This is a genomic window from Paenibacillus maysiensis (assembly GCF_000520815.1).
Classification (GTDB): domain Bacteria; phylum Bacillota; class Bacilli; order Paenibacillales; family Paenibacillaceae; genus Paenibacillus; species Paenibacillus maysiensis.
In genome coordinates this window covers 1-21,019 of sequence record NZ_ASRY01000176.1, presented here as the reverse complement: position 1 = coordinate 21,019, position 21,019 = coordinate 1, and the positions used below count along the sequence as shown (strand labels likewise).

The 21,019-nt window shown below is 46.4% G+C and carries 17 protein-coding genes; 8 read left to right on the top strand and 9 right to left on the bottom strand.

Features of this window, described 5'->3' with window-relative positions; translation table 11 throughout:
• Positions 1–20: 20 nt before the first annotated feature.
• The 8 genes from noc to rpmH all read right to left on the bottom strand — a co-directional run bounded on the left by noc (position 21) and on the right by rpmH (position 7,932).
• Positions 21–839 (bottom strand): nucleoid occlusion protein, encoded by an 819-nt coding sequence (gene noc / locus L696_RS0111100; RefSeq protein ID WP_025683688.1) that lies wholly within the window; start codon positions 837–839, stop codon positions 21–23.
• 435 nt (positions 840–1,274) lie between these two features.
• Positions 1,275–1,997 (bottom strand): 16S rRNA (guanine(527)-N(7))-methyltransferase RsmG, encoded by a 723-nt coding sequence (gene rsmG, locus L696_RS0111095; protein ID WP_025683687.1) that lies wholly within the window; start codon positions 1,995–1,997, stop codon positions 1,275–1,277.
• Positions 1,997–3,886 (bottom strand): tRNA uridine-5-carboxymethylaminomethyl(34) synthesis enzyme MnmG, encoded by a 1,890-nt coding sequence (gene mnmG / locus L696_RS0111090; RefSeq protein WP_025683686.1) that lies wholly within the window; start codon positions 3,884–3,886, stop codon positions 1,997–1,999. The genes rsmG and mnmG overlap by 1 nt, the downstream gene beginning before the upstream one ends.
• A 98-nt stretch (positions 3,887–3,984) precedes the next feature.
• Complete coding sequence (gene mnmE / locus L696_RS0111085) at positions 3,985–5,361, bottom strand: tRNA uridine-5-carboxymethylaminomethyl(34) synthesis GTPase MnmE (protein ID WP_025683685.1); 1,377 nt, start codon at positions 5,359–5,361, stop codon at positions 3,985–3,987.
• A 123-nt stretch (positions 5,362–5,484) separates the two neighbouring features.
• Entirely contained in the window at positions 5,485–6,243 is a 759-nt protein-coding gene (gene jag / locus L696_RS0111080) for an RNA-binding cell elongation regulator Jag/EloR (RefSeq protein ID WP_025683684.1), read from the bottom strand.
• A complete protein-coding gene (locus L696_RS0111075; protein ID WP_025683683.1) occupies positions 6,240–7,112 on the bottom strand; it encodes a YidC/Oxa1 family membrane protein insertase in 873 nt (290 codons plus the stop codon). The genes jag and L696_RS0111075 overlap by 4 nt, the downstream gene beginning before the upstream one ends.
• Before the next feature lie 71 nt (positions 7,113–7,183).
• Positions 7,184–7,534 carry a ribonuclease P protein component gene (gene rnpA / locus L696_RS0111070; RefSeq protein WP_013312817.1) on the bottom strand — a complete coding sequence of 117 codons (351 nt, stop codon included), beginning with the start codon at positions 7,532–7,534 and terminating at the stop codon, positions 7,184–7,186.
• A gap of 263 nt (positions 7,535–7,797) precedes the next feature.
• Positions 7,798–7,932, bottom strand: coding sequence for a 50S ribosomal protein L34 (rpmH, locus tag L696_RS0111065; protein ID WP_007433250.1), 135 nt, complete (start codon positions 7,930–7,932; stop codon positions 7,798–7,800).
• A 1,124-nt stretch (positions 7,933–9,056) separates the two neighbouring features.
• Here rpmH and dnaA point away from each other — a divergent pair.
• From dnaA to gyrB, 6 genes are all read left to right on the top strand, one after another.
• Positions 9,057–10,403 carry a chromosomal replication initiator protein DnaA gene (gene dnaA, locus L696_RS0111060; RefSeq protein ID WP_014279007.1) on the top strand — a complete coding sequence of 449 codons (1,347 nt, stop codon included), beginning with the start codon at positions 9,057–9,059 and terminating at the stop codon, positions 10,401–10,403.
• 186 nt (positions 10,404–10,589) lie between these two features.
• Complete coding sequence (gene dnaN, locus L696_RS0111055) at positions 10,590–11,732, top strand: DNA polymerase III subunit beta (protein WP_025683682.1); 1,143 nt, start codon at positions 10,590–10,592, stop codon at positions 11,730–11,732.
• 46 nt (positions 11,733–11,778) lie between these two features.
• Positions 11,779–11,997, top strand: coding sequence for a S4 domain-containing protein YaaA (gene yaaA, locus L696_RS0111050; protein ID WP_025683681.1), 219 nt, complete (start codon positions 11,779–11,781; stop codon positions 11,995–11,997).
• Between the two features lie 54 nt (positions 11,998–12,051).
• The gene (gene recF, locus L696_RS0111045; protein ID WP_025683680.1) at positions 12,052–13,167 is read left to right on the top strand and encodes a DNA replication/repair protein RecF; all 1,116 of its coding nucleotides are present in this window, start codon (positions 12,052–12,054) and stop codon (positions 13,165–13,167) included.
• A 16-nt stretch (positions 13,168–13,183) separates the two neighbouring features.
• The gene (gene remB, locus L696_RS0111040; protein WP_025683679.1) at positions 13,184–13,435 is read left to right on the top strand and encodes an extracellular matrix regulator RemB; all 252 of its coding nucleotides are present in this window, start codon (positions 13,184–13,186) and stop codon (positions 13,433–13,435) included.
• Positions 13,436–13,465: 30 nt separating this feature from the next.
• Positions 13,466–15,376 (top strand): DNA topoisomerase (ATP-hydrolyzing) subunit B, encoded by a 1,911-nt coding sequence (gene gyrB, locus L696_RS0111035; protein WP_025683678.1) that lies wholly within the window; start codon positions 13,466–13,468, stop codon positions 15,374–15,376.
• 143 nt (positions 15,377–15,519) lie between these two features.
• Here the strand turns inward: gyrB and L696_RS0111030 are convergent, their stop codons facing one another.
• Entirely contained in the window at positions 15,520–16,347 is an 828-nt protein-coding gene (locus L696_RS0111030) for a YheC/YheD family protein (RefSeq protein ID WP_025683677.1), read from the bottom strand.
• A 467-nt stretch (positions 16,348–16,814) separates the two neighbouring features.
• On the opposite strand from L696_RS0111030, the gene gyrA reads away from it, so the two are divergent.
• Together gyrA and L696_RS0111020 are read left to right on the top strand one after the other, a co-directional pair.
• On the top strand, positions 16,815–19,391 hold the full coding sequence (gene gyrA / locus L696_RS0111025) for a DNA gyrase subunit A (RefSeq protein WP_025683676.1): 2,577 nt from the start codon (positions 16,815–16,817) through the stop codon (positions 19,389–19,391).
• 216 nt (positions 19,392–19,607) lie between these two features.
• Positions 19,608–20,696, top strand: a complete 1,089-nt coding sequence (locus L696_RS0111020) for an HD-GYP domain-containing protein (protein WP_025683675.1) — start codon at positions 19,608–19,610, stop codon at positions 20,694–20,696.
• Positions 20,697–21,019 lie beyond the last annotated feature (323 nt).

The window sequence follows — 21,019 nt, the reverse complement described above, 5'->3', positions numbered from 1 at the left end:
GCCGCCTATACGCTTCACCCTTACTTACGTTTGGGAATTTGAATGACAATCTCATAGTGATCCTCATGATCGGATTCCTTGGTCTTGATATCCAAGCCGGAGCCAGACACCATATCAATGGATTGACGAATCGTATTCAGCGCAAGCCGGACATCCTTGGTAAAGGAAATCCGCTTGGATTTCTTCATCGTGGACACTTGTTTATAAAAGGCGACTCTCGCCTCTGTCTGCTTCACATTGAGTTCCTTGGCGATGACTTCATCCAGAACCTTATACTGTAGCTCTTCGGTCCCTAATGACAATAACGCACGGGCATGACGCTCGGACACTTTCCGTTCCATTAGAGCATTTTTCACTCTCTCTGGCAAATGAAGCAGCCGTATCTTATTAGCAATAGTGGATTGGCTTTTGCCAAGTCGCTGAGCGAGACTTTCCTGGGTGAGCTGATGCAGATCAATCAGCTTCTGATAAGCTACAGCCTCTTCAATCGATGTTAGCCCTTCCCTTTGAAGATTCTCAATCAACGCGATAGAAGCAGCTTGTGAATCATTAAACTCACGAACAATGGCTGGAATGGTATTCATCCCCAGCCTGGTGACAGCCCTCCATCGACGTTCCCCTGCTATAATTTCGTATTGTCCATTACGGAAACGAACGACAATCGGCTGAATTACACCATGCGTCTTGATGGTCTGGCATAGCTCATCAATCTTCTCGTCGTCAAATATGGTGCGGGGCTGATAAGGACTGCTGACAATATCCCGAACTGGAATTTGTTTTATTTCGTCCCCAGTAGATCGCTCCGTCAAACCAAATAGCTTGGAAAATTGTTCTTTCATTCCGTATAATACCACCTAATTTCATAATAGCACCATACTAACAGCGCTTCGTGAAAAACAGTTCCTTACGCGGATCGTAGACCCTTTTATATGAAACAGCGCCGTAACCGGGTACACTCCACGTATATTCCCTGGCATTGTTGTCCCGCTCCCCCTTATGTATATCTGAATTGAACGGTACGGGAAGCAGTCAACTTACATCAAAAACGATTATCTCTATTCTATCACTTTTCCAGCCATAATCCTATCGTCTCTACCAGCTTTTCGGAAGGATCAGAGAATAAATTGTACACCCAATCAGATGCCTATTTATCCATGTTTCTCTACGCCCTAAATAAAGACCTTCTGCATCTATACGTTATTTATGTTAAGAGCATTGTAAGTCATAAAAAAAAGTGAATGTTTCACGTGAAACATTCACTTTCTTTCAATGGGTTACACTAACGGTGTTTTTAAAGGCGTACCCGGCTTACGCGGATATTTCCGTGGTGTAGCTGCTCTTTTTTCAATAATAATCATATGCCTGGCTGCATCCTCCACAGGTAACTGAAAAGCCTGAATATGCTTAATCTTCCCTTTAAGCTCTTTCAAGCTATAGGAAGCTTCCTTGATCTCTTCCGTCGGATCACTGCCCTTCATCGCAGCAAAATGACCCCCTTCACGGACAAAAGGCAAGCAAAATTCATTCAGTACCGCAAGACGGGCAACGGCTCTGGCGGTGACCAGATCGTAGCTGTCGCGGTATCCCGTTTTACGACCCAATTCCTCTGCCCTGCTATGGACCAGCTCCACGTCTTCCAATCCTAGCTGCTCTACCACATGCGCCAAAAATTGTATGCGTTTATTCAACGAATCCACAATGGTCAACTGAATCTGCGGAAAGCATATTTTCAAAGGAATACCTGGGAACCCCGCTCCCGACCCGATATCCGCCAAGCTTCCCACATCATTTAACGGAACATAAAAGGCCAGCGAAAGAGAATCGTAAAAATGCTTGGTGTACACCGCATCACGCTCTGTAATGCCCGTCAGGTTCATCTTTTCATTCCACTCAACCAGCACACGGTAATACGTTTCGAACTGCTCTAGCTGACTGTCATTAATCACAATGCTATGCTCTGCCAGTCGCTGCTTAAATTGCTGTTGTATCGCGTCCATTATGATCCCCTTGCTGCCGTTACGCGATTATAATGCTCCAGATAAACGAGCAAAATGGAAATATCCGCAGGAGTCACGCCCGAAATACGGGATGCCTGACCAATCGACATCGGACGAATTTTTGTAAGCTTCTGCTTGGCTTCAATTGCCAAACCCTGAACCTCATCGTATACGATATCCTCTGGAAGCTTTTTCTTCTCCATTTTTTGCAGACGTTCTACATGCAGTAATTGCTTCTCAATGTAGCCCGCATACTTAATCTGGATTTCCACCTGCTCCTGTTCTTCCTCAGTCAGAGCTACAGCCGAAGGTGAAATTTGTGCCACTTGCGCATAGCTGATCTCTGGTCGACGCAGCACGGTTAACAAATTACTGCCATCCTGTATCGGTGCAGATCCACCTTGCTCCAGCATCTCATTTACATCAACCGGACGCACCTTCGCCAGACGCAAACGCTCAATCTCTTGCTCTACCTTTTGCTTTTTATCCAAAAAGCGCTCGTACCGTTCATTTGTAATTAGGCCGATATCATGCCCGATTGGAGTCAATCGCAGATCCGCATTATCATGACGCAGCAACAGACGGTATTCTGCACGGGATGTTAGCAAACGGTAAGGCTCATTCGTACCCTTGGTCACCAGATCGTCGATCAGAACCCCGATATAGCCTTGTGAGCGGTCCAGCACGACAGGTTCTTTGCCCTGCACCTTACGAGCCGCGTTAATGCCTGCCATAATCCCTTGGCCCGCAGCTTCTTCATAACCGGAAGTGCCGTTAATTTGACCCGCCGTGAACAGGCCTGGTACTCTTTTCGTTTCCAACGTTGGCCACAATTGCGTAGGCACCATGGCATCATACTCAATAGCATAGCCGTTACGCATCATTTCTACCTTTTCCATCCCCGGAATCGAGCGCAACACAGCTAATTGCACATCCTCAGGCAAGCTGGTCGACAAGCCTTGAACATAGTATTCAGATGTGTTTTTACCCTCAGGCTCCAAAAAGATTTGGTGCTTCGGCTTATCACTAAAACGAACCACTTTATCTTCAATAGATGGGCAATAGCGCGGTCCCGTTCCTTCAATCAGTCCGGAGAACATCGGTGCACGATGCAAATTATCATTAATAATCTGATGAGTTTCCACTGAAGTATAGGTCAGCCAGCAAGGAAGCTGTTCATTATCCGAAGACTTCGTTTCATACGAGAAAAACTTCGGTTGATCGTCCCCCGGCTGAATTTCAGTTTTGCTAAAATCAATCGTGTCCTTATGCACGCGCGGCGGCGTACCTGTTTTGAAGCGGACCAGATCAAAACCCAGCTCACGCAAATGCTCAGACAGTCTCAACGAAGGCTGTTGATTGTTCGGGCCACTTTCATACATCAGCTCACCCATAATGATTTTACCACGTAAATAAGTGCCTGTAGTCAATACAACTGCTTTGCTTCGGTACTCTGTGCCCGTCTTCGTGATGACACCCACGCAATGACCGTCTTCAATAATCAGCTCTTCCACCATTCCCTGGCGCAAGGTCAGATTCGGTTCCTTTTCCATCGTTTCCTTCATCGCATGCTGATAAGAGAACTTGTCAGCCTGCGCGCGCAATGCGTGGACCGCAGGCCCTTTACCTGTGTTCAGCATCCGCATTTGGATAAACGTCTTGTCGATGTTCCGGCCCATTTCGCCGCCCAAAGCATCAATTTCACGCACCACATGCCCCTTGGCAGGACCGCCAATCGACGGGTTGCAGGGCATGAACGCGACCATATCCAGGTTAATCGTAATCATCAACGTACGACAGCCCATCCGGGCTGCTGCCAAGGCGGATTCCACACCCGCATGGCCCGCGCCTACGACAATTACGTCATAGTCGCCTCCTTGATATACCATATCTCTCTTACCTCCTTATACATTCCAGTCTTCACGCCGAATATGTTCTTATATATCTATAACGATAGCAGGCTTATATCAGCCATGCTTCAATGTCCCTATTTACCCAGACAGAATTGTGAAAATATTTGATCGATTAACGCATCATGCGCAGTATCGCCTACAATCTCGCCCAAATGCTCCCACGCCAGCCGTACATCAATCTGAATCATGTCAATCGGAACGAATTGATCAGCAGCTTCATAGGCATCTACCAACGATTGGCGAGCCTTCTTCAACAAAGCAATATGCCGTACATTGCTGACATATGTCATATCGGCAGATTCCAGCTTACCACTAAAGAACAACTGCGATATGGCCTGCTCCAGCCGATCTGCTCCCTCATTTTCCTTCACAGACATCGGTACGATAAGCTCTTCAGGAACATAGCGCAGCAGCAAATCCCGGTCTACTTGGGCCGGTAAGTCCATTTTATTCATAATGACAATCGCTTGTCTACCGCGGATTTGTTCCATTAATGCCATTTCATCCTCATGCAGTGGTTCATTGGCGTTAATCACGATGAGCAGCAGATCTGCTTCACTAACCGCTGTTCTCGAACGCTCTACCCCGATCCGTTCCACGACATCCATCGTTTCCCGAATGCCAGCCGTATCCAGCAGCTTCAGAGGAATGCTGTTAATCGTCACATATTCCTCAATAACGTCACGGGTCGTGCCCGGAATATCGGTCACAATCGCCCGCTCGCCCTGAGCCAGTGTATTCAGCAGCGAGGATTTCCCCACATTCGGTCTTCCAACAATCGCTGTGGTCAGGCCCTCACGTAAAATTTTCCCCTGCTCCGCTGTATGCAGCAGCCGATCAATTTCCGCCATGACCTGACTACTCTTATCCTTGATCAGTTCAGATGTAAAAGATTCCACATCATGCTCAGGATAATCAATGTTCACTTCAATATGAGCCAGTGTCTCTACCAGAACATGCCGCAAACGGCGGATATTCTGTGACAGTTGTCCATCCACTTGCTTCAAAGCTACTGAAAAAGCTTTATCCGACTTCGAGCGAATCAGGTCAATGACTCCCTCCGCCTGACTCAGATCAATACGACCGTTCAGAAAAGCACGCTTCGTGAATTCGCCCGGCTCGGCCAAACGTATATTTTGCAGCAATAGTAAATCCATCACCCGTTTGACGGCTACAACCCCGCCATGTGTACTGATTTCTACGACATCTTCTGTTGTAAAAGAGCGTGGCGCTCGCATAACCGTAACTAGAACTTCCTCCACCTTTTCATGGCTTTGAGGATCTATAATATGTCCATAGTGTACCGTGTGAGATGGAGCCTTGCTTAGAGGCGTTTTGCTCCGGAACAAAGCTTCCACTTCCGTAACAGCTTCCGGGCCGCTGACCCGTACAACCGCAATCCCTCCTTCGCCAACAGCTGTTGCAATGGCAGCTATGGTATCGCTCAGCATATGATTTCTACCTCCTATCAAGTAGAAACGGCATTGCCGTCCTTGATCAAGGACGGCACCCGTTTCAGCAAGAAATATAAAAAGCAATGGCTTCTGCACCTTGCAGAGAGCCATTGCGTCGGATTATTTTTTGGCAATGACGACGCGCCGATTCGGCTCGTCCCCCTTGCTGTATGTTCTAACCAGCGCATGCTGTTGAAGCTTGGCGTGAATCAGCTTCCGCTCCTGTGACGGCATTGGCTCCAGCACTACTTCCTTGCCGTAACGAATAGCCTGATTTGCCAGCCGATCTGCCAAATCCTCCAATGTTTTTTGCCGACGTGCGCGAAATTGCTCGGCATCCAGCACAATCCGAATGAATTTGTCAGAATGGCGGTTGGCAACGATATTTGTCAGGTATTGCAACGCATCTAGCGTCTGTCCCCGGCGGCCGATTAGCATGCCGAGCGACGGACCGGATATATCCAATATGCTTTCATCCTTGCGGTGACGGACATCCACTTCCACATCCAATCCCATTCCCGCTGCTGTTTCGTGGATAAAACGTACAGCTTCTTCATAGGGATCTGTGTGGCCCGTAGAGGCTTCCTTACTTGTACGTACTTCCTGGATAACAGATTCCACTTCCGGAACAACAGTCTGTCTGACGGCAGGCGCTTGAGCCGATACATGATGTTCAGCCGCGTGTGTGGTTTCGGGAGACGGATCAGATAGCAGCGTAAGCTCTACCTTCGCCTTTTTGACCCCCAGCCACCCCAGGAATCCTTTTGACGGCTGTTCCAACACGTTTACGGTTACCCGTTCACGGCTTACTCCCAACTGGGAGAGTCCTTGTTTTACAGCATCTTCAACGGTTTTTCCTGAAGTCACGACTTTGGTCATCTCGACTTTTTAGCCCCCTTCGAGTTTCTGCCACCTTTTCTCTTGTTATTGCTATTGGAGGAACCTGTTTTCGTAAGACTGGCTGTTTTCACATTTGCCAGCGCAACTTCTTTATCCTTATTCCGATAAAGGAAATAGTTTTGAATAATCGTGTAAATATTACTGTAGAACCAGTATAACGGCAAAGCAGATGGGAAGTTATACGACATGAACAGAATCAGCACCGGATAGACGTACAGCAAAAATTGCATGGGTCCCTGCTGCGGAGTCGGATTCATTTTCATCATCATCCAGGTTTGGACGAATGTTGTGATTGCTGCCAGAATTGGCAGGATAAAGAAGTGATCCGGTTTACCTAACTGGAGCCACAAGAAATCATGATCCCGCAATGCCGAGTTATAGTAAATGGCATTATAGAGCGCGATAAAAATAGGCATCTGAACGACCAAAGGAAGACAGCCCGCCATCGGGTTGACCTTGTTTTCCTGGAATAGCCTCATCGTCTCTTGCTGGACTTTCTCAGGCGTATCCTTGTATTTCGCTTGAATTTCTTTTAATTGCGGCTGAATAGCCTGCATAGCTTTAGAACTGCGTACTTGCTTGAGTGTAAGCGGCAAAATAATGGTTCTCACGATAATCACCAGAATCAGTACGGCCAGGCCATACTCTCCTGAGAACCATTGGGCAAATGTATCCAGCGCATACGAAAACCAGTAAACGACATATCTTTGCCACCAAGATCCATTGGCCAAGTCTGCCGTCGTGTAAGAATTGTGGGCCGTCTGGGCACATCCCGACAGCACAGCAACAAGTGCCAATAAGGCAATCAGGAGGAACCATTTCCCCCGTTGAGTCTTCAAACGCGACACTTCATAACCCCTTTCTTAACCAATCCATTCCAACGTAAATCATACCATATCCCGTAGGACAAAGATACTGACTATCGACGTGAAGACTTGAGCAGCGAGGCTTTGCGCAGAACGTGCAGCACGCTTTTCTCCAGCTCCTGATACGACATTGTAACCGCTCCCTTGCGGACGATAAAAATCAGGTCAATTTGCTCCACCAATTCATGCTCATGATGACGCACAATTTCCTTGACAATTCTGCGCATCCGGTTACGGACTACGGCGTTGCCGATCTTCTTGCTGGCCGAAATTCCAACGCGGAACTGCTCTACCTCTCTGCGGCGGAACCAGTACACCACAAACTGATGGTTGGCAAAAGATTTGCCATGGCGGTATACGCGCCCAAAGTCCGCCCGGTTTCGTAGACGCAATTTTTTTTGCACGGCGCTTCTCCTTGCTCATCTCTTTTACACATGCCGGCAAGCCAATCCTTACCTCTTATGTAGTAAGAAGTATGGACAACATTCCGCCATGGTAATCTCGCTTATTTTACATTCATTTTCAAAAGCTTCATCTAATATAGAGCAGGACGCGGTGCTTCTCCCTCTTTTTTCACTGCATTTCTACAGACACAGGGAAAGCGATCCGGCCCATGAATACCTTCACTATGAAAAAAAAGACCACCGTAGTGGTCTTTATGCACGCATTACGCACTCAATACTTTTCTGCCTTTTTGGCGACGAGCTGCCAAAACTTTACGGCCATTCTTTGTGCTCATTCTTTTACGGAAGCCGTGGACTTTTTTACGTTTGCTGACATTCGGTCTGAAAGTCGGTCTCATTGTACTGCACCTCCTTACAAGGAATACGTTTTATATGGAATATACCTAACATAGCAATCTCCACAAAAAACACCTTTGTACATTTAACCATAAATAGCGGCCAAAGTCAATGTACAGCTTAATCCCCTCCCCCAAAATCATGCAATCCTCTCCCTCTTTTTTACGCCCAGAGATTTTGCTCTTTCATCCAGTCCACTTATTCCACGCTCTTTTGCTCTTTTTTATCGTGAATTTTCTTCGACCTTCCTTCTTCAATATCAGCTTGTCTACATTTTGTGTTCCTTCCACCACTGCTGTTCCTTACGGTTCGTTCTTCCTTCCTACTTCCTAATTTCTTTACATCGTCTTTTATTTTGTGATCGGCATATTTCCAAGCACCGTAATCGGATCATTAAAAACATTGTCGGAAACGTTACCGGAAATTTTCAACAGAAAAAACGACCTCTGTGACCAAAAGGCAACGGCTGTTATGCACAGATCCACAAAAAGAGCTGAATTGTGATTTAAATGGTCATAACCTGTGCATAACATTTTGAGACGAAAAAGAGTTATTGTCGAAAACTGAACAAATTATAAACAATATCTTGTGTTGTGAATAAAAATTGTACACAACAGATTGAATTTGTGGATAAATAACCACGAGTCATTGAAATACAAGGCTTCTTTTGCTATGATGATATTACTTTTGAATGTGAATATGTTGTTTTACCCTCCATATTATCAACACCCTGTGGATAAAGTTGTGAACAAGTTCAATTTATCCATCTTTTTATTTTTGTGCGGATTCGGGATTCTGGGGATATATTCTACATTTTTCATTTGATTTCGACATATTGAAGTCCCGTTTTGGCCTGCGGGATCAAGAGAACGGATCGTGCCGCACATTCCCTCCTGAGAAATATCGCCTTCTTCTGCCGATCAGCAGCGGATTTTTCCATTAGCTTTTTTTCAGGACCATTTTGTGCTGCGTTCTCTCACCACACTGCCGCATGATTCAGGCGGCGGTATGTCTTTTTATGGCCTTCAACAACATTTTTGGGATTTTAGGCATTTTGCCGAAGCGCCGGGAGCAGCTCTCTGCAGCTTAAACGGCAAAATGTCAGGATTTAAAAGGAGTGACGTCTGTGGACAGCCATACCTCTGAACTATGGCAGCAAATTCTATCCATCATACAAACCAAGCTGAGTAAGCCGAGTTACGACACTTGGTTTAAGGCTACCAAGGCAGCGAAACTGAATGACCACTCCATTGTGATTTCCGCACCAACAACTTTTGCCGTGGAATGGCTTGAAAGCCGCTATACCAAGCTAGTCGGGGCAACGGTTTATGAAATTTTGGGCAAGCAGCTGGAGGTCAAGTTCGTCATTGAAGAGAACAAGCCAGCTGAGTTCGACCTTCAGCAACAACCTCAGCAGCAGCCGGTCGTACATGAAGAAGCCGTTTCCCATATGCTGAATCCCAAATATACATTCGATACGTTCGTCATCGGATCGGGGAACCGTTTTGCCCATGCAGCATCGCTGGCCGTCGCCGAGGCGCCGGCCAAAGCTTACAACCCGCTGTTTCTGTACGGCGGCGTAGGTCTGGGCAAAACGCATCTGATGCACGCCATCGGGCATTATATTTTGGAACACAACCCGGCCAGTAAGGTCGTGTATTTGTCGTCGGAGAAGTTCACTAACGAATTTATTAATGCTATTCGGGACAACCGCGGGGAAAGCTTCCGGAACAAATATCGCAATATTGATATTTTGCTCATTGATGATATTCAGTTTATTGCAGGCAAAGAGTCGACGCAGGAGGAATTTTTTCACACGTTCAATGCGCTTCATGAGGAACGCAAACAAATTATTATCTCAAGCGATCGTCCGCCTAAAGAGATTCCAACACTGGAGGAACGGCTGCGTTCCCGCTTTGAGTGGGGATTGATTACGGATATTCAGCCGCCGGATCTGGAAACGCGAATTGCAATTCTTCGGAAAAAGGCAAGAGCGGAAAACCTGGATATTCCCAATGAAGCCATGATGTATATTGCTAACCAGATTGATACGAACATCCGTGAGCTGGAAGGGGCGCTGATTCGCGTTGTCGCCTATTCCTCCCTGACCAATCAGGATGTGACAAGTCATCTCGCGGCCGAGGCGTTAAAGGACATTATTCCTTCCAGTCGTCCCAAAATGATTACCATTCAGGATATACAGCACCAAGTCGGGGAATTTTACAATCTGCGCCTGGAGGATTTCAAAGCACGCAAGCGGACGAAGGCTGTTGCTTTTCCACGGCAGATTGCTATGTACCTGTCCCGCGAGCTAACCGACTATTCCTTGCCGAAAATCGGAGAAGCCTTTGGCGGACGCGACCATACAACTGTCATTCATGCGCACGAAAAAATCTCCAAATCCATTCAAGTGGATCAGGAGCTGTTCAAAGTTATCAACAGCCTAATCGAAAAAATCAAAAATCCAACCTGAACAAGTTCAGAGCCTATACACAACTTATACACATGTGTATAGGCTTGATTTTATTAGGCTTACACCGACTTATCCACATATTCAGTGCGCCTATTACTATTACTAATAGATTTTAAAGATATACATCACCTAAATAAGGCCCGCGTCAACGCGTGCTTGAAGGATTAAAACCCGTAGGAGGAACTTATGAAGATCAGCATTTTGAAAAACGTATTGAACGAGGCTATACAACATGTATCCAAGGCCATATCAAGCCGGACCACGATTCCAATTTTGAGCGGTATTAAGCTGGATGTGAATCATCAGGGAGTAACCTTGACTGCCAGCGATACTGACATCTCCATTCAATCCTTTATTCCGATGGAGGATGGTGACCAAACCGTCGTTCAGGTCGAACAACCAGGAAGTGTTGTACTGCCAGCCAAGTTCTTCGTCGAAATTATCAAGAAGCTGCCGTCTCAGGAGATCCGCATGGAGGTAAAAGACCATTTCCAAACCTTCATCTCATCCGGTGCAACCGAAATTCAGATTGTGGGTCTGGACCCTGAGGAATTCCCGGTGCTTCCAAGCATTGAAGAAAATCAGGTTATCTCTGTACCAGGAGATTTGCTCAAAAACATGATCAAACAGACGGTTTTCTCCATTTCCACTCACGAAACGACACCTATTTTGACAGGGGTATTGTGGAATTTGGCTGAGGGCGAATTAAAATTTGTAGCAACGGACCGCCACCGCCTCGCCACCCGCAGCGCCCGTTTGGAAACGTCCGAAGGCTTGCGCTTCAGCAATGTTGTCATTGCAGGTAAAACGTTGAACGAACTGAGCAAAATTATTCCGGATCAAAATATGCTTGTGGATATCGTCGTAGCAGACAACCAGGTACTATTCAAAATTGACCGGGTTCTGTTTTATTCCCGCATTTTGGACGGAACGTATCCGGATACTTCTAGAATTATTCCAACCTCCTACAAAACAGAACTGATTGTGGATACAAAAAGTTTGAGCGAATCCATCGACCGTGCTTATTTGCTGTCTCGTGAGGAAAAAACAAATATTGTAAAAATGCAGTCGCTGGAAAACGGTGGCCTGGAGATTTCCTCCAGCTCCTCCGAGCTGGGTAAAGTGCGTGAGGAAGTCACAGTCTCCAAATTTGAGGGAGAGCCGCTCAAAATCTCGTTCAACTCGAAATATATGCTTGATGTGCTGAAGGTGATTGACAGCGAGCAGCTGACGATTGCTTTTACCGGCATTATGAGCCCGATCATTTTAAAACCGGCGGACTCCAGCAATGCGCTGTATATCATCCTGCCATATCGCACCACCAACTAACGTCTAGCGTTACCCACCCGAAAACAAGCGAAAGGATGAATAAGCCTTGAAACGGATATCTATACAGACCGAATACATCAAGCTCGATCAATTTTTAAAATTAGCCGATTGTGTTTCTACAGGAGGAATGGCCAAAGCTCTGTTGCAGGAGGGACAAGTTCGTGTCAACGGTGAGCAGGAAGAACGACGCGGAAGAAAACTGTACCCGGGCGATATCGTAGAAGTAGAGGACAACGGAAGTTTCGAGATCACGGCAGGAGCATGATCGCCTGGTTGGCAAGGACTCCTTTTAGGTGCGGAGTAACAAGGGGGACCCTATGTGTTTGTGAACAATATTGTTTTGCAGCAATACCGGAACTATGAACAGCTGGAGCTGAATGAATTTGGGCCCGTTAATTTGCTGATCGGACAAAATGCGCAGGGCAAAACGAACCTGGTAGAGGCGATTTTTGTCCTGGCTTTGACCAAAAGCCACCGGACGTCGCGCGACAAGGAGTTAATCTCTTTCGGGGCTACCTCCACTCATCTGGCTGCGGATGTGGATAAAAAATACGGGAAAATCAGGCTGGATCTGTCGTTATCCACACAAGGGAAAAAAGCAAAGATCAACGGCCTGGAGCAGCGAAAGCTGAGCGATTTTATTGGTTCGCTGAATGTCGTTATGTTTGCACCTGAGGATTTGGAGATCGTCAAGGGAACACCGGGGGTACGCCGCCGGTTTCTTGACATGGAAATTGGACAGGTTGCTCCGGGATATCTGTACCATTTGCAGCAATACCAGAAAGTGCTGGTCCAGCGTAACAACCTGCTCAAGCAAGCATGGGGCAAAGATATGGCTTCCGTACAGCTCATGCTGGAGGTATGGAATGAGCAACTTGTTGAGCACGGTGTTAAAATTGTTAAAAAGCGGAAACAATTTATAACAAAGCTGCAAAAGTGGGCTCAGGCCATTCATGAAGGGATCGCGGGAGGTACTGAAGAGTTAAAATTAACTTATGTTCCCTCCTTCAGTGAGCCGGAGGAAGAAGATGAAGCTGTCTTATTGGAGCGATTTATGATAAAGTTATCCCAAATGAGGGAACAGGAAATCCGCCGTGGTATGACTTTGGCGGGGCCCCATCGTGATGATTTGGCCTTTGCCATTAACGGCAGGGAAGTGCATACGTATGGCTCTCAGGGGCAGCAGCGGACGACGGCCCTGTCCTTGAAGCTGGCTGAAATTGAATTAATCCATGAGGAAATTGGTGAATATCCTGTCCTGCTTCTGGATGATGTTCTATCCGAGCTGGACCCCTACCGTCAGACCCAACTGATCGAGACCTTCCAGAGCAAGGTGCAAACCTTTATCACGGCAACCGGCATTGAGACCTTGAATGCAGAACGACTCAAGGATGCCAGCATTTATCACGTCCACGACGGGCATGTGGAACACTAAGGAGTGAGTGACTGCTATGTATATTCATCTGGGTGGAGAAAAAATCATCCGCTCGTCAGAGCTTGTGGCTATTTTCGATATCTCGATTAAAAAATCCTCTAAAATCTCCAAGCAGTACGTGAACCACGCCCAACAGCAAAAGCATGTCGAGATGATTGGTGAAGAGGAAGCCAAGTCCATCGTGGTGACTCAAAATACGGTGTATTATTCCCCCATCTCCTCAACAACTCTCAAAAAGCGGGCAAACCAGTTTGTTGCCAATGCTTAACCATAGAATCTATAGAAGTAGGTGAAAGGCATGTCTATGAATCAACCGTCTTATGATGCGGGTGAGATTCAGGTCCTGGAGGGCCTGGAGGCGGTTCGGAAACGTCCCGGGATGTATATCGGCTCCACCAGTGCCAAAGGGCTCCATCATCTGGTCTGGGAAGTTGTGGACAACAGCATTGACGAAGCGCTGGCAGGTTATTGTGACAGCATTCAAGTTGTCGTTCACGAAGATAACAGCGTTACCGTTACAGATAACGGACGTGGTATTCCGGTAAGCGAACACGCCAAAATGAAAAAATCTGCGCTGGAAGTAGTTATGACTGTACTTCACGCAGGTGGTAAATTCGGAGGCGGAGGGTACAAGGTATCCGGCGGTCTGCACGGTGTTGGTGTATCCGTAGTAAACGCCCTCTCCAGCAAAATGATCGTTCACGTCAAACGGGATGGACATCTGTACGAGCAGGAATACCACCGCGGTGTTCCGCAGTATGATGTCAGAGTCATTGGCGACACGGACGAAACCGGTACCCAAACGACATTCTACCCGGACGATCAAATTTTTACAGAAACGACCGTATATGACTATGATACGCTCCAAACGCGGATTCGCGAACTGGCCTTCCTGAACAAAGGAATTGCGATTAGTTTGACCGATGAACGGACTGGCACCAGTGATACGTTTCACTACGAGGGCGGAATTAGTGAATACGTGCAATTTTTGAATCAGAAAAGAGAAGCGCTACATGAGCAGCCGATTTATGTTGAAGGCTCGCGTGATATGATTCAAGTCGAAGTTGCGCTGCAATATAACGACAGCTATACCGAAAATATTTATTCTTTCGCCAACAACATCAACACCCACGAAGGTGGAACGCATGAATCCGGCTTCAAGAGCGCATTGACACGGATTATTAACGATTATGCGCGTAAAAATGGCTTTATCAAGGACAATACCGCCAACTTGACGGGTGACGATGTGCGTGAAGGACTGACAGCAATTATTTCTGTCAAAATCCCGGAGCCACAGTTTGAAGGTCAGACCAAAACCAAGCTGGGTAACAGTGAGGTGCGCGGGATTGTCGAATCCCTGTTCGCAGAGAAACTTCAGGAATTTCTTGAGGAAAATCCGTCTGTCTCCCGCCGCGTGGTTGATAAATCATTACAAGCAGCCCGTGCTCGTGAGGCTGCACGTAAAGCGCGTGAGCTGACTCGCCGTAAAAGTGCGCTGGAAATCAGTTCCCTCCCAGGTAAGCTGGCAGACTGTTCTTCCAAGGATGCGTCGATTAGCGAACTGTACATCGTCGAAGGCGATTCAGCGGGCGGATCGGCCAAGCAAGGCCGTGATCGTCACTTTCAGGCTATTTTGCCGATTCGCGGTAAAATTCTGAACGTCGAGAAGGCACGTTTGGATCGTATTTTGTCGAGTGATGAAATTCGGTCAATGGTAACGGCTATGGGAACGGGGATTGGCGACGATTTCGATATTGCTAAAGCTCGTTATCACAAGGTCATTATCATGACCGATGCGGACGTCGACGGAGCTCATATTCGGACGCTGTTGCTGACATTTTTCTATCGGTACTTACGTAAAATTATTGACGCCGGCTATATCTATATTGCTCAGCCGCCGCTGTTTAAGGTAGAGCGCAATAAGGTCGTACGTTATGCAAACTCTGAAGCGGAACGTGATGCTATCATCAGCGAATTCGGAGAAAATGCGAAGTACAACGTGCAGCGTTATAAAGGTTTGGGTGAAATGAACGCGACCCAGTTGTGGGAAACGACAATGGACCCTGAGAGCCGTACAATGCTTCAAGTTACCATCAGTGATGCCATGCTGGCTGATACGCTGTTCGATACCCTAATGGGCGATAATGTTGAACCGCGTCGCGACTTTATTCAGGAGCACGCCAAGTACGTGAAAAATCTTGATTTTTAATTTGCATTATTCCATCATGGGCGGTTGTATTAACTGCTTGCATTGATGGATTTTGAGAGAATTTACCAAGGGGCGCTCAGATTGAGCGTCCCTTTTCTTGTCATTAACCCGTCGGGGAGAATTTGAATATTTAATATCAAAGCTTACGCCTTTTTCTTAGCGCGTGCAGGCTTACCCGTGGATGCTGTGTAACGGCCGTAGCCTACAGCATATCTGAATATTTTATGATATAGGCTTTTGTTGGGCAGGGAAGAGAACACTTTAATCGCTGGTCTCGTATTCACCTCCAAAATCCACGGATAGATTTGCTGATCCAGTCCTATATCCAATCCAATTTCCCTCAAACGGGGATATCTTTTTTGCAGCTGCCAAGCTACCCGCTCGCCCATTTTTGATAATTTTTGCTCCAGCCGTACCGCTTCCTTTACATCCAGATACGGAGCTAACAATTCATTGTAAAAGCGCACTGAGCCCCCGCTGTGGTGATTGGTGACGACTTTGTCAGGAGCAGCTACGCGTCCTATGATAAGCGTCGTCTCCCAGTGCTTCCTCAAGTTCATCTGTGTTAATACCCGTAGATCAAAGGGACACGCATCATGATGAAGAAGGGGAATTCCTCGTTGAATTAGATAAGGGCGCTTCCGTATGCGGTTAGAAACTGCATTATGCAGGTCCTCCAGGTTTTCGAAGGTGTGGGTCTCTACCTCATAACGAAGGATGTACCACGTCCTCTCCCCGATGATTCCTTCTTCAGTCGGTGGAAGCGGTTCAGTGAGTCTCTCTGCACGCATAACCCCTTTCCCATAAGTACCGTTATCCGGCTTAATATAGACGGTTCCGTACATTGCCAACATTTCATTCAAGTGCTCCATTGCATACAAACGTGTTTCCGGTACATAAGCGGACAACATCGGATTGGGGAGAATGATATTTGTTTTGGTCCACTTACTGGATACTCGTTGAATAGACAAGTATTCTCATCCCTTTCTTTTGAAAATGTAAGTCATGTTCCATGGAATTCAAAACGCTTAACAAAACAAGGGAAACTAAAGGACAAGTGCGTAAAACAATGATATAATAGAGGAATACGGCGTTTTTTCGGAATTGTGCTCAGTTAGCCCTGACCGTATACGTATTGTATGTGGAAAAGGCCTTTAGGGTGGGGGCTAATCCCCAGTTCGGGGGAATTTGTCATGATCAGGACCTGTGACCGTAAGATGCCTGGGTCATTCTGCTGCTCACAGAAGGGCAATCTCTGAGAGATTTACGCTGTAAAGCGGACAGATGCGTTTAATTGTGCTCTTTTTGTGAAAGTAATATAATTATACAGATGAGGATTTCAGCCAAAATCCTGCTTACAGAGCGGAGTATATAGGCAGTATCTTGTTAGGCTTTTCACATAGAGAGTAATGAATGAAGGACGAGAAGGAGGACCAGCATGGCGGATCAAAATAACTCGCAAATCATCAATAGGGATATCGGAGTGGAAATGCGCGAATCCTTTATGGATTATGCCATGAGTATTATTGTCAGCCGTGCCTTGCCTGATGTGCGGGACGGACTGAAGCCGGTACACCGTCGTATTTTGTACGCGATGTCCGAACTGGGCATGTCGCCAGACAAGCCTTACAAAAAATCAGCAAGAATCGTCGGTGAAGTTATCGGTAAATATCACCCACATGGTGATACGGCCGTATACGATACGATGGTTCGGATGGCGCAGGATTTTTCCTTGCGTTATATGCTGGTGGATGGACACGGTAATTTTGGTTCCGTTGATGGAGATATGGCGGCTGCGATGCGTTATACCGAAGCACGATTATCGAAGATTGCAATGGAAATGCTGCGTGATTTGAACAAAGAGACCGTTGATTTCATGCCAAACTACGATGGCGAAGAGAGCGAGCCAGTCGTGTTGCCTGCACGTTATCCTAATCTGCTGGTGAACGGTGTCGGCGGGATTGCAGTCGGAATGGCAACCAATATTCCTCCCCATAACTTGGGAGAGGTTATCGATGGTGTACAAGCACTAATCGAAAACCCTGACATTACGCCAATGGAACTGATGGATTATATTCAAGGGCCCGATTTCCCCACAGCAGGTTATATCTTAGGGCGGTCTGGCATTCGTCAGGCGTACCAGACTGGTCGCGGATCTGTGACCATGCGTGCCAAGACTACCATAGAAGAGATTGGCAATAAAGCACGGATTATCGTGCATGAGTTGCCTTACCAAGTCAATAAGGCTCGTCTGGTCGAAAAGATTGCTGAATTAGTACGCGAGAAGCGTATTGAAGGCATTACCGATCTGCGGGATGAATCGGACCGTACGGGTATGCGTGTCGTTATCGAGTTGCGCAGGGATGTGAACCCGAACGTTGTTTTGAACAATTTGTTCAAGCATACGGCAATGCAGTCCACTTTCGGCATCAATATGCTCGCGATTGTAAATAACGAGCCGAAGATTCTGAACCTGAAAGATGTTCTGTATCATTATCTCAAGCATCAGGTTGAAGTTATTCGTCGTCGTACAGAATTTGATCTGAAAAAGGCTGAGGCCAGAGCACATATTCTGGAAGGCTTGCGTATTGCCCTCGATCATCTGGATGAGGTTATTTCACTGATTCGTTCCTCCCAAACTGCCGAAGCGGCACGCGAAGGATTAATTGAGCGCTTCTCGCTGTCTCTGGAACAGGCTCAGGCGATTCTTGATATGCGTCTGCAACGCCTGACCGGCTTGGAACGTGAGAAGATTGAGAACGAATATAATGAGTTGCTGCAAAAAATTGCGGAATACCGTGAAATTTTGGCCAACGAACATCTAGTACTCAGCATTATCAGCGATGAGCTTAATGAGCTCAGAGGACGTTTTGCAGATGAGCGCCGTACTGAAATCACAGTGGGTGAAGAGAGCATTCTGGATGAGGATCTTATTCCGCGTGAGGATGTTATCATTACTGTAACCCATACTGGATATATTAAACGTCTTCCCGTGACTACTTATCGTAGTCAAAAACGCGGCGGTCGTGGTGTAGTGGGGATGGACACCAAGGATGAGGATTTCGTAGAGCATCTATTCATTACGAATTCACATCATCATTTGTTATTCTTCACCGACAAGGGTAAGGTATATCGGATTAAGGCTTACGAGATTCCTGATCTAAGCCGGACAGCCCGTGGGACACCGATCATTAACCTGATTCAGATTGAGCAGGGCGAGTCGATCAATGCGGTCATTCCAATTGAGGAATTTGTAGAGGACAGCTATCTGTTCTTTGCTACTCAGCAAGGGATTATCAAGAAAACACCGCTTGATAACTATGCTAATATCCGCAAGGGTGGTCTGATCGCTATCAACTTGCGTGAAGATGATGCCCTGATCGAAGTGAAGCTGACCGATGGACAGCAAGAAATGATCATTGGTACGGCGCAAGGCATGTCGATTCGCTTTCCTGAGAGCGATGTACGCTCCATGGGCCGTAGTGCTACCGGGGTTAAAGGTATTACTCTTGATAAGAGTGATGCTGTAATAGGCATGGATATTGTTGATACCAGCCTGGATATCCTGATCGTAACGGCCAAAGGCTATGGTAAACGTACTCCTGTAGTGGATTACCGTATCCAAAGCCGTGGAGGTAAGGGTATCAAGACGATTAACGTCACAGATAAAAATGGCCCGGTTGTCGGCCTCAAGGTTGTAAAAACCGAAGAGGATCTGATGATCATTACAGCCAGCGGAACCTTGATTCGGACCAGCATGGAGGAAATTTCCACGATGGGTCGGAATACACAAGGGGTAAGGTTGATCAACATCCGCGAAGATGATTCAGTTGCTACTGTATGTCGTGCAAACAAGAATGAGGAGCAGGATGAATTGCTCGGTGAACTGCTCGAGGAGCAGGATGCTAACCAAGAAATCGGTGAGGGTGAATCTCATTCACCAGCTAATTCAGCTCTTGGCACGGATGTAGAAAATGCAGAAGGTAACGATTCTGAGCCTTCTGAAGACAAATAACAATCCACCAAAATAAACAGTGGTATTGGTTTTTAAATGACGGGGAAGACTCCTTGGCCATTGGGTCAGGGAGTCTTTTTCTATTGCCGACAGATGAATACAGTAAGTATGCTGCAAATCATATAAAATGAATGTACAGGAGCAGGTTCAAGTAATATAATGACATAATAAAAACTGGCAGCTGGAGCTGCTGTTATGAGAACAGAGAGGTTGACCATGACAACAGTACCCGTATCCGAATTAAAAGCAGGACTTAGATTGCAAAGCGACGTATTTACTGAAATGGGCAGCTTGCTGCTTCCGAAGGGCCGTATTCTGCTACCGCGTGATTTGGAGATTTTACAAGCGTTCCTGATCCAGCAAGTAGAAGTAGGGCCTGATGGTTCGGCAAAAGCTGGTGTAGATCATGCTACTGCTCGAGCTGGAGCGCCTGAAGCGCAATTCCCTTCATTAGAGGAGCGGGATGAGTCCGTTTTATTCCAGGAAGAGTACGACAAAATGGTGATGCTCGTAAAAAATGCATTCCAATCGGTACTCGTATCTAATCTATCCATATATGAGTTGCGGGGCCAGTTGGAAGCCTTACTGGTATACATCCAGCGCTATAATGTAATGACAAGTACTCCGCGTGCCATGATTGAGGTTGATTATATTTTTCACAATGCGGTACTAACCTCTCTGACTTCGTATTCTATTGCCCAATGGATTGGCTTGCCCCAAAAGGACTGGATGCAGGTTGCTTTTGCTGGATTGCTCCATGATATTGGTAATGCTAAAATGGACCCGGCCATCCTGTACAAGCCCTCTAAATTAACGTGGGAGGAGCAGGAAGAAATTCGCCAGCACACGTCATTAGGCTACCAGTTACTCAAAAATGTGAAGGCCATTAATGAAGGGGTGCGTTTGGCAGCTCTTCAGCATCATGAGAAAGTGGATGGTACAGGATATCCGTTGCGACTCAAAGGGGAGCAAATCCATATTTACGCTAAAATCGTTGGAGTGGCTGATGTATTCCACGCCATGACATTGGAGAAGACCTACCGACCAGCGCAATCTCCATATCTGGTACTGGAGCAAATCAAATCAGAATCATTTGGTAAGCTGGACCCGGGTGTTGTACAGGTTTTCATTCAAAAGCTCACTCAATTCAATAATGGAACCAAGGTGCGTCTCAATGATAACCGTATAGGGGAAATTATATTTGCCGATCGAGACCATCCGACTCGTCCGTTGGTGCAGGTAAACGGGGAAATCATTAACTTAATGCTTCAAAGAGAGATATATATAGAGTGTATTGTTACTTAAGTAAGTTTTTTTTGAAAAAACAGTTGCATGATATAATAAAAGTATGATATATTATTTCTTGTCGCTTCAAGTGTTATCAAATAGAGCGAAAAACACTTTCAAAAAAAAGTGTTGACACGACTGAGAGATACATGATATACTATAAAAGTTGCTGAGGGGATGAAAGAAACCCTGAAGCGAAAAAGAAATGTTTGATCTTTGAAAACTGAACAACGAGTGAGTAAATGATTTTGTTCGCAAAATCAACCGCGAAGATTTCGGTACATGCCGTAAGGTTGTATGAAATCGGAGTGTAAAAGAGATATTTTATCTCGTCAGTTTCA

What these genes read in the sequence shown, in the direction of transcription:
- remB (WP_025683679.1), top strand. Translation starts at nt 13,184, where the DNA reads ATGTATATTCATCTGGGTGGAGAAAAAATCATCCGCTCGTCAGAGCTT.
- dnaN (WP_025683682.1), top strand. Translation starts at nt 10,590, where the DNA reads ATGAAGATCAGCATTTTGAAAAACGTATTGAACGAGGCTATACAACAT.
- gyrA (WP_025683676.1), top strand. Translation starts at nt 16,815, where the DNA reads ATGGCGGATCAAAATAACTCGCAAATCATCAATAGGGATATCGGAGTG.
- jag (WP_025683684.1), bottom strand. Translation starts at nt 6,243, where the DNA reads ATGACCAAAGTCGTGACTTCAGGAAAAACCGTTGAAGATGCTGTAAAA.
- mnmG (WP_025683686.1), bottom strand. Translation starts at nt 3,886, where the DNA reads ATGGTATATCAAGGAGGCGACTATGACGTAATTGTCGTAGGCGCGGGC.
- rpmH (WP_007433250.1), bottom strand. Translation starts at nt 7,932, where the DNA reads ATGAGACCGACTTTCAGACCGAATGTCAGCAAACGTAAAAAAGTCCAC.
- L696_RS0111020 (WP_025683675.1), top strand. Translation starts at nt 19,608, where the DNA reads ATGACAACAGTACCCGTATCCGAATTAAAAGCAGGACTTAGATTGCAA.
- rsmG (WP_025683687.1), bottom strand. Translation starts at nt 1,997, where the DNA reads ATGGACGCGATACAACAGCAATTTAAGCAGCGACTGGCAGAGCATAGC.
- mnmE (WP_025683685.1), bottom strand. Translation starts at nt 5,361, where the DNA reads ATGCTGAGCGATACCATAGCTGCCATTGCAACAGCTGTTGGCGAAGGA.
- gyrB (WP_025683678.1), top strand. Translation starts at nt 13,466, where the DNA reads ATGTCTATGAATCAACCGTCTTATGATGCGGGTGAGATTCAGGTCCTG.
- noc (WP_025683688.1), bottom strand. Translation starts at nt 839, where the DNA reads ATGAAAGAACAATTTTCCAAGCTATTTGGTTTGACGGAGCGATCTACT.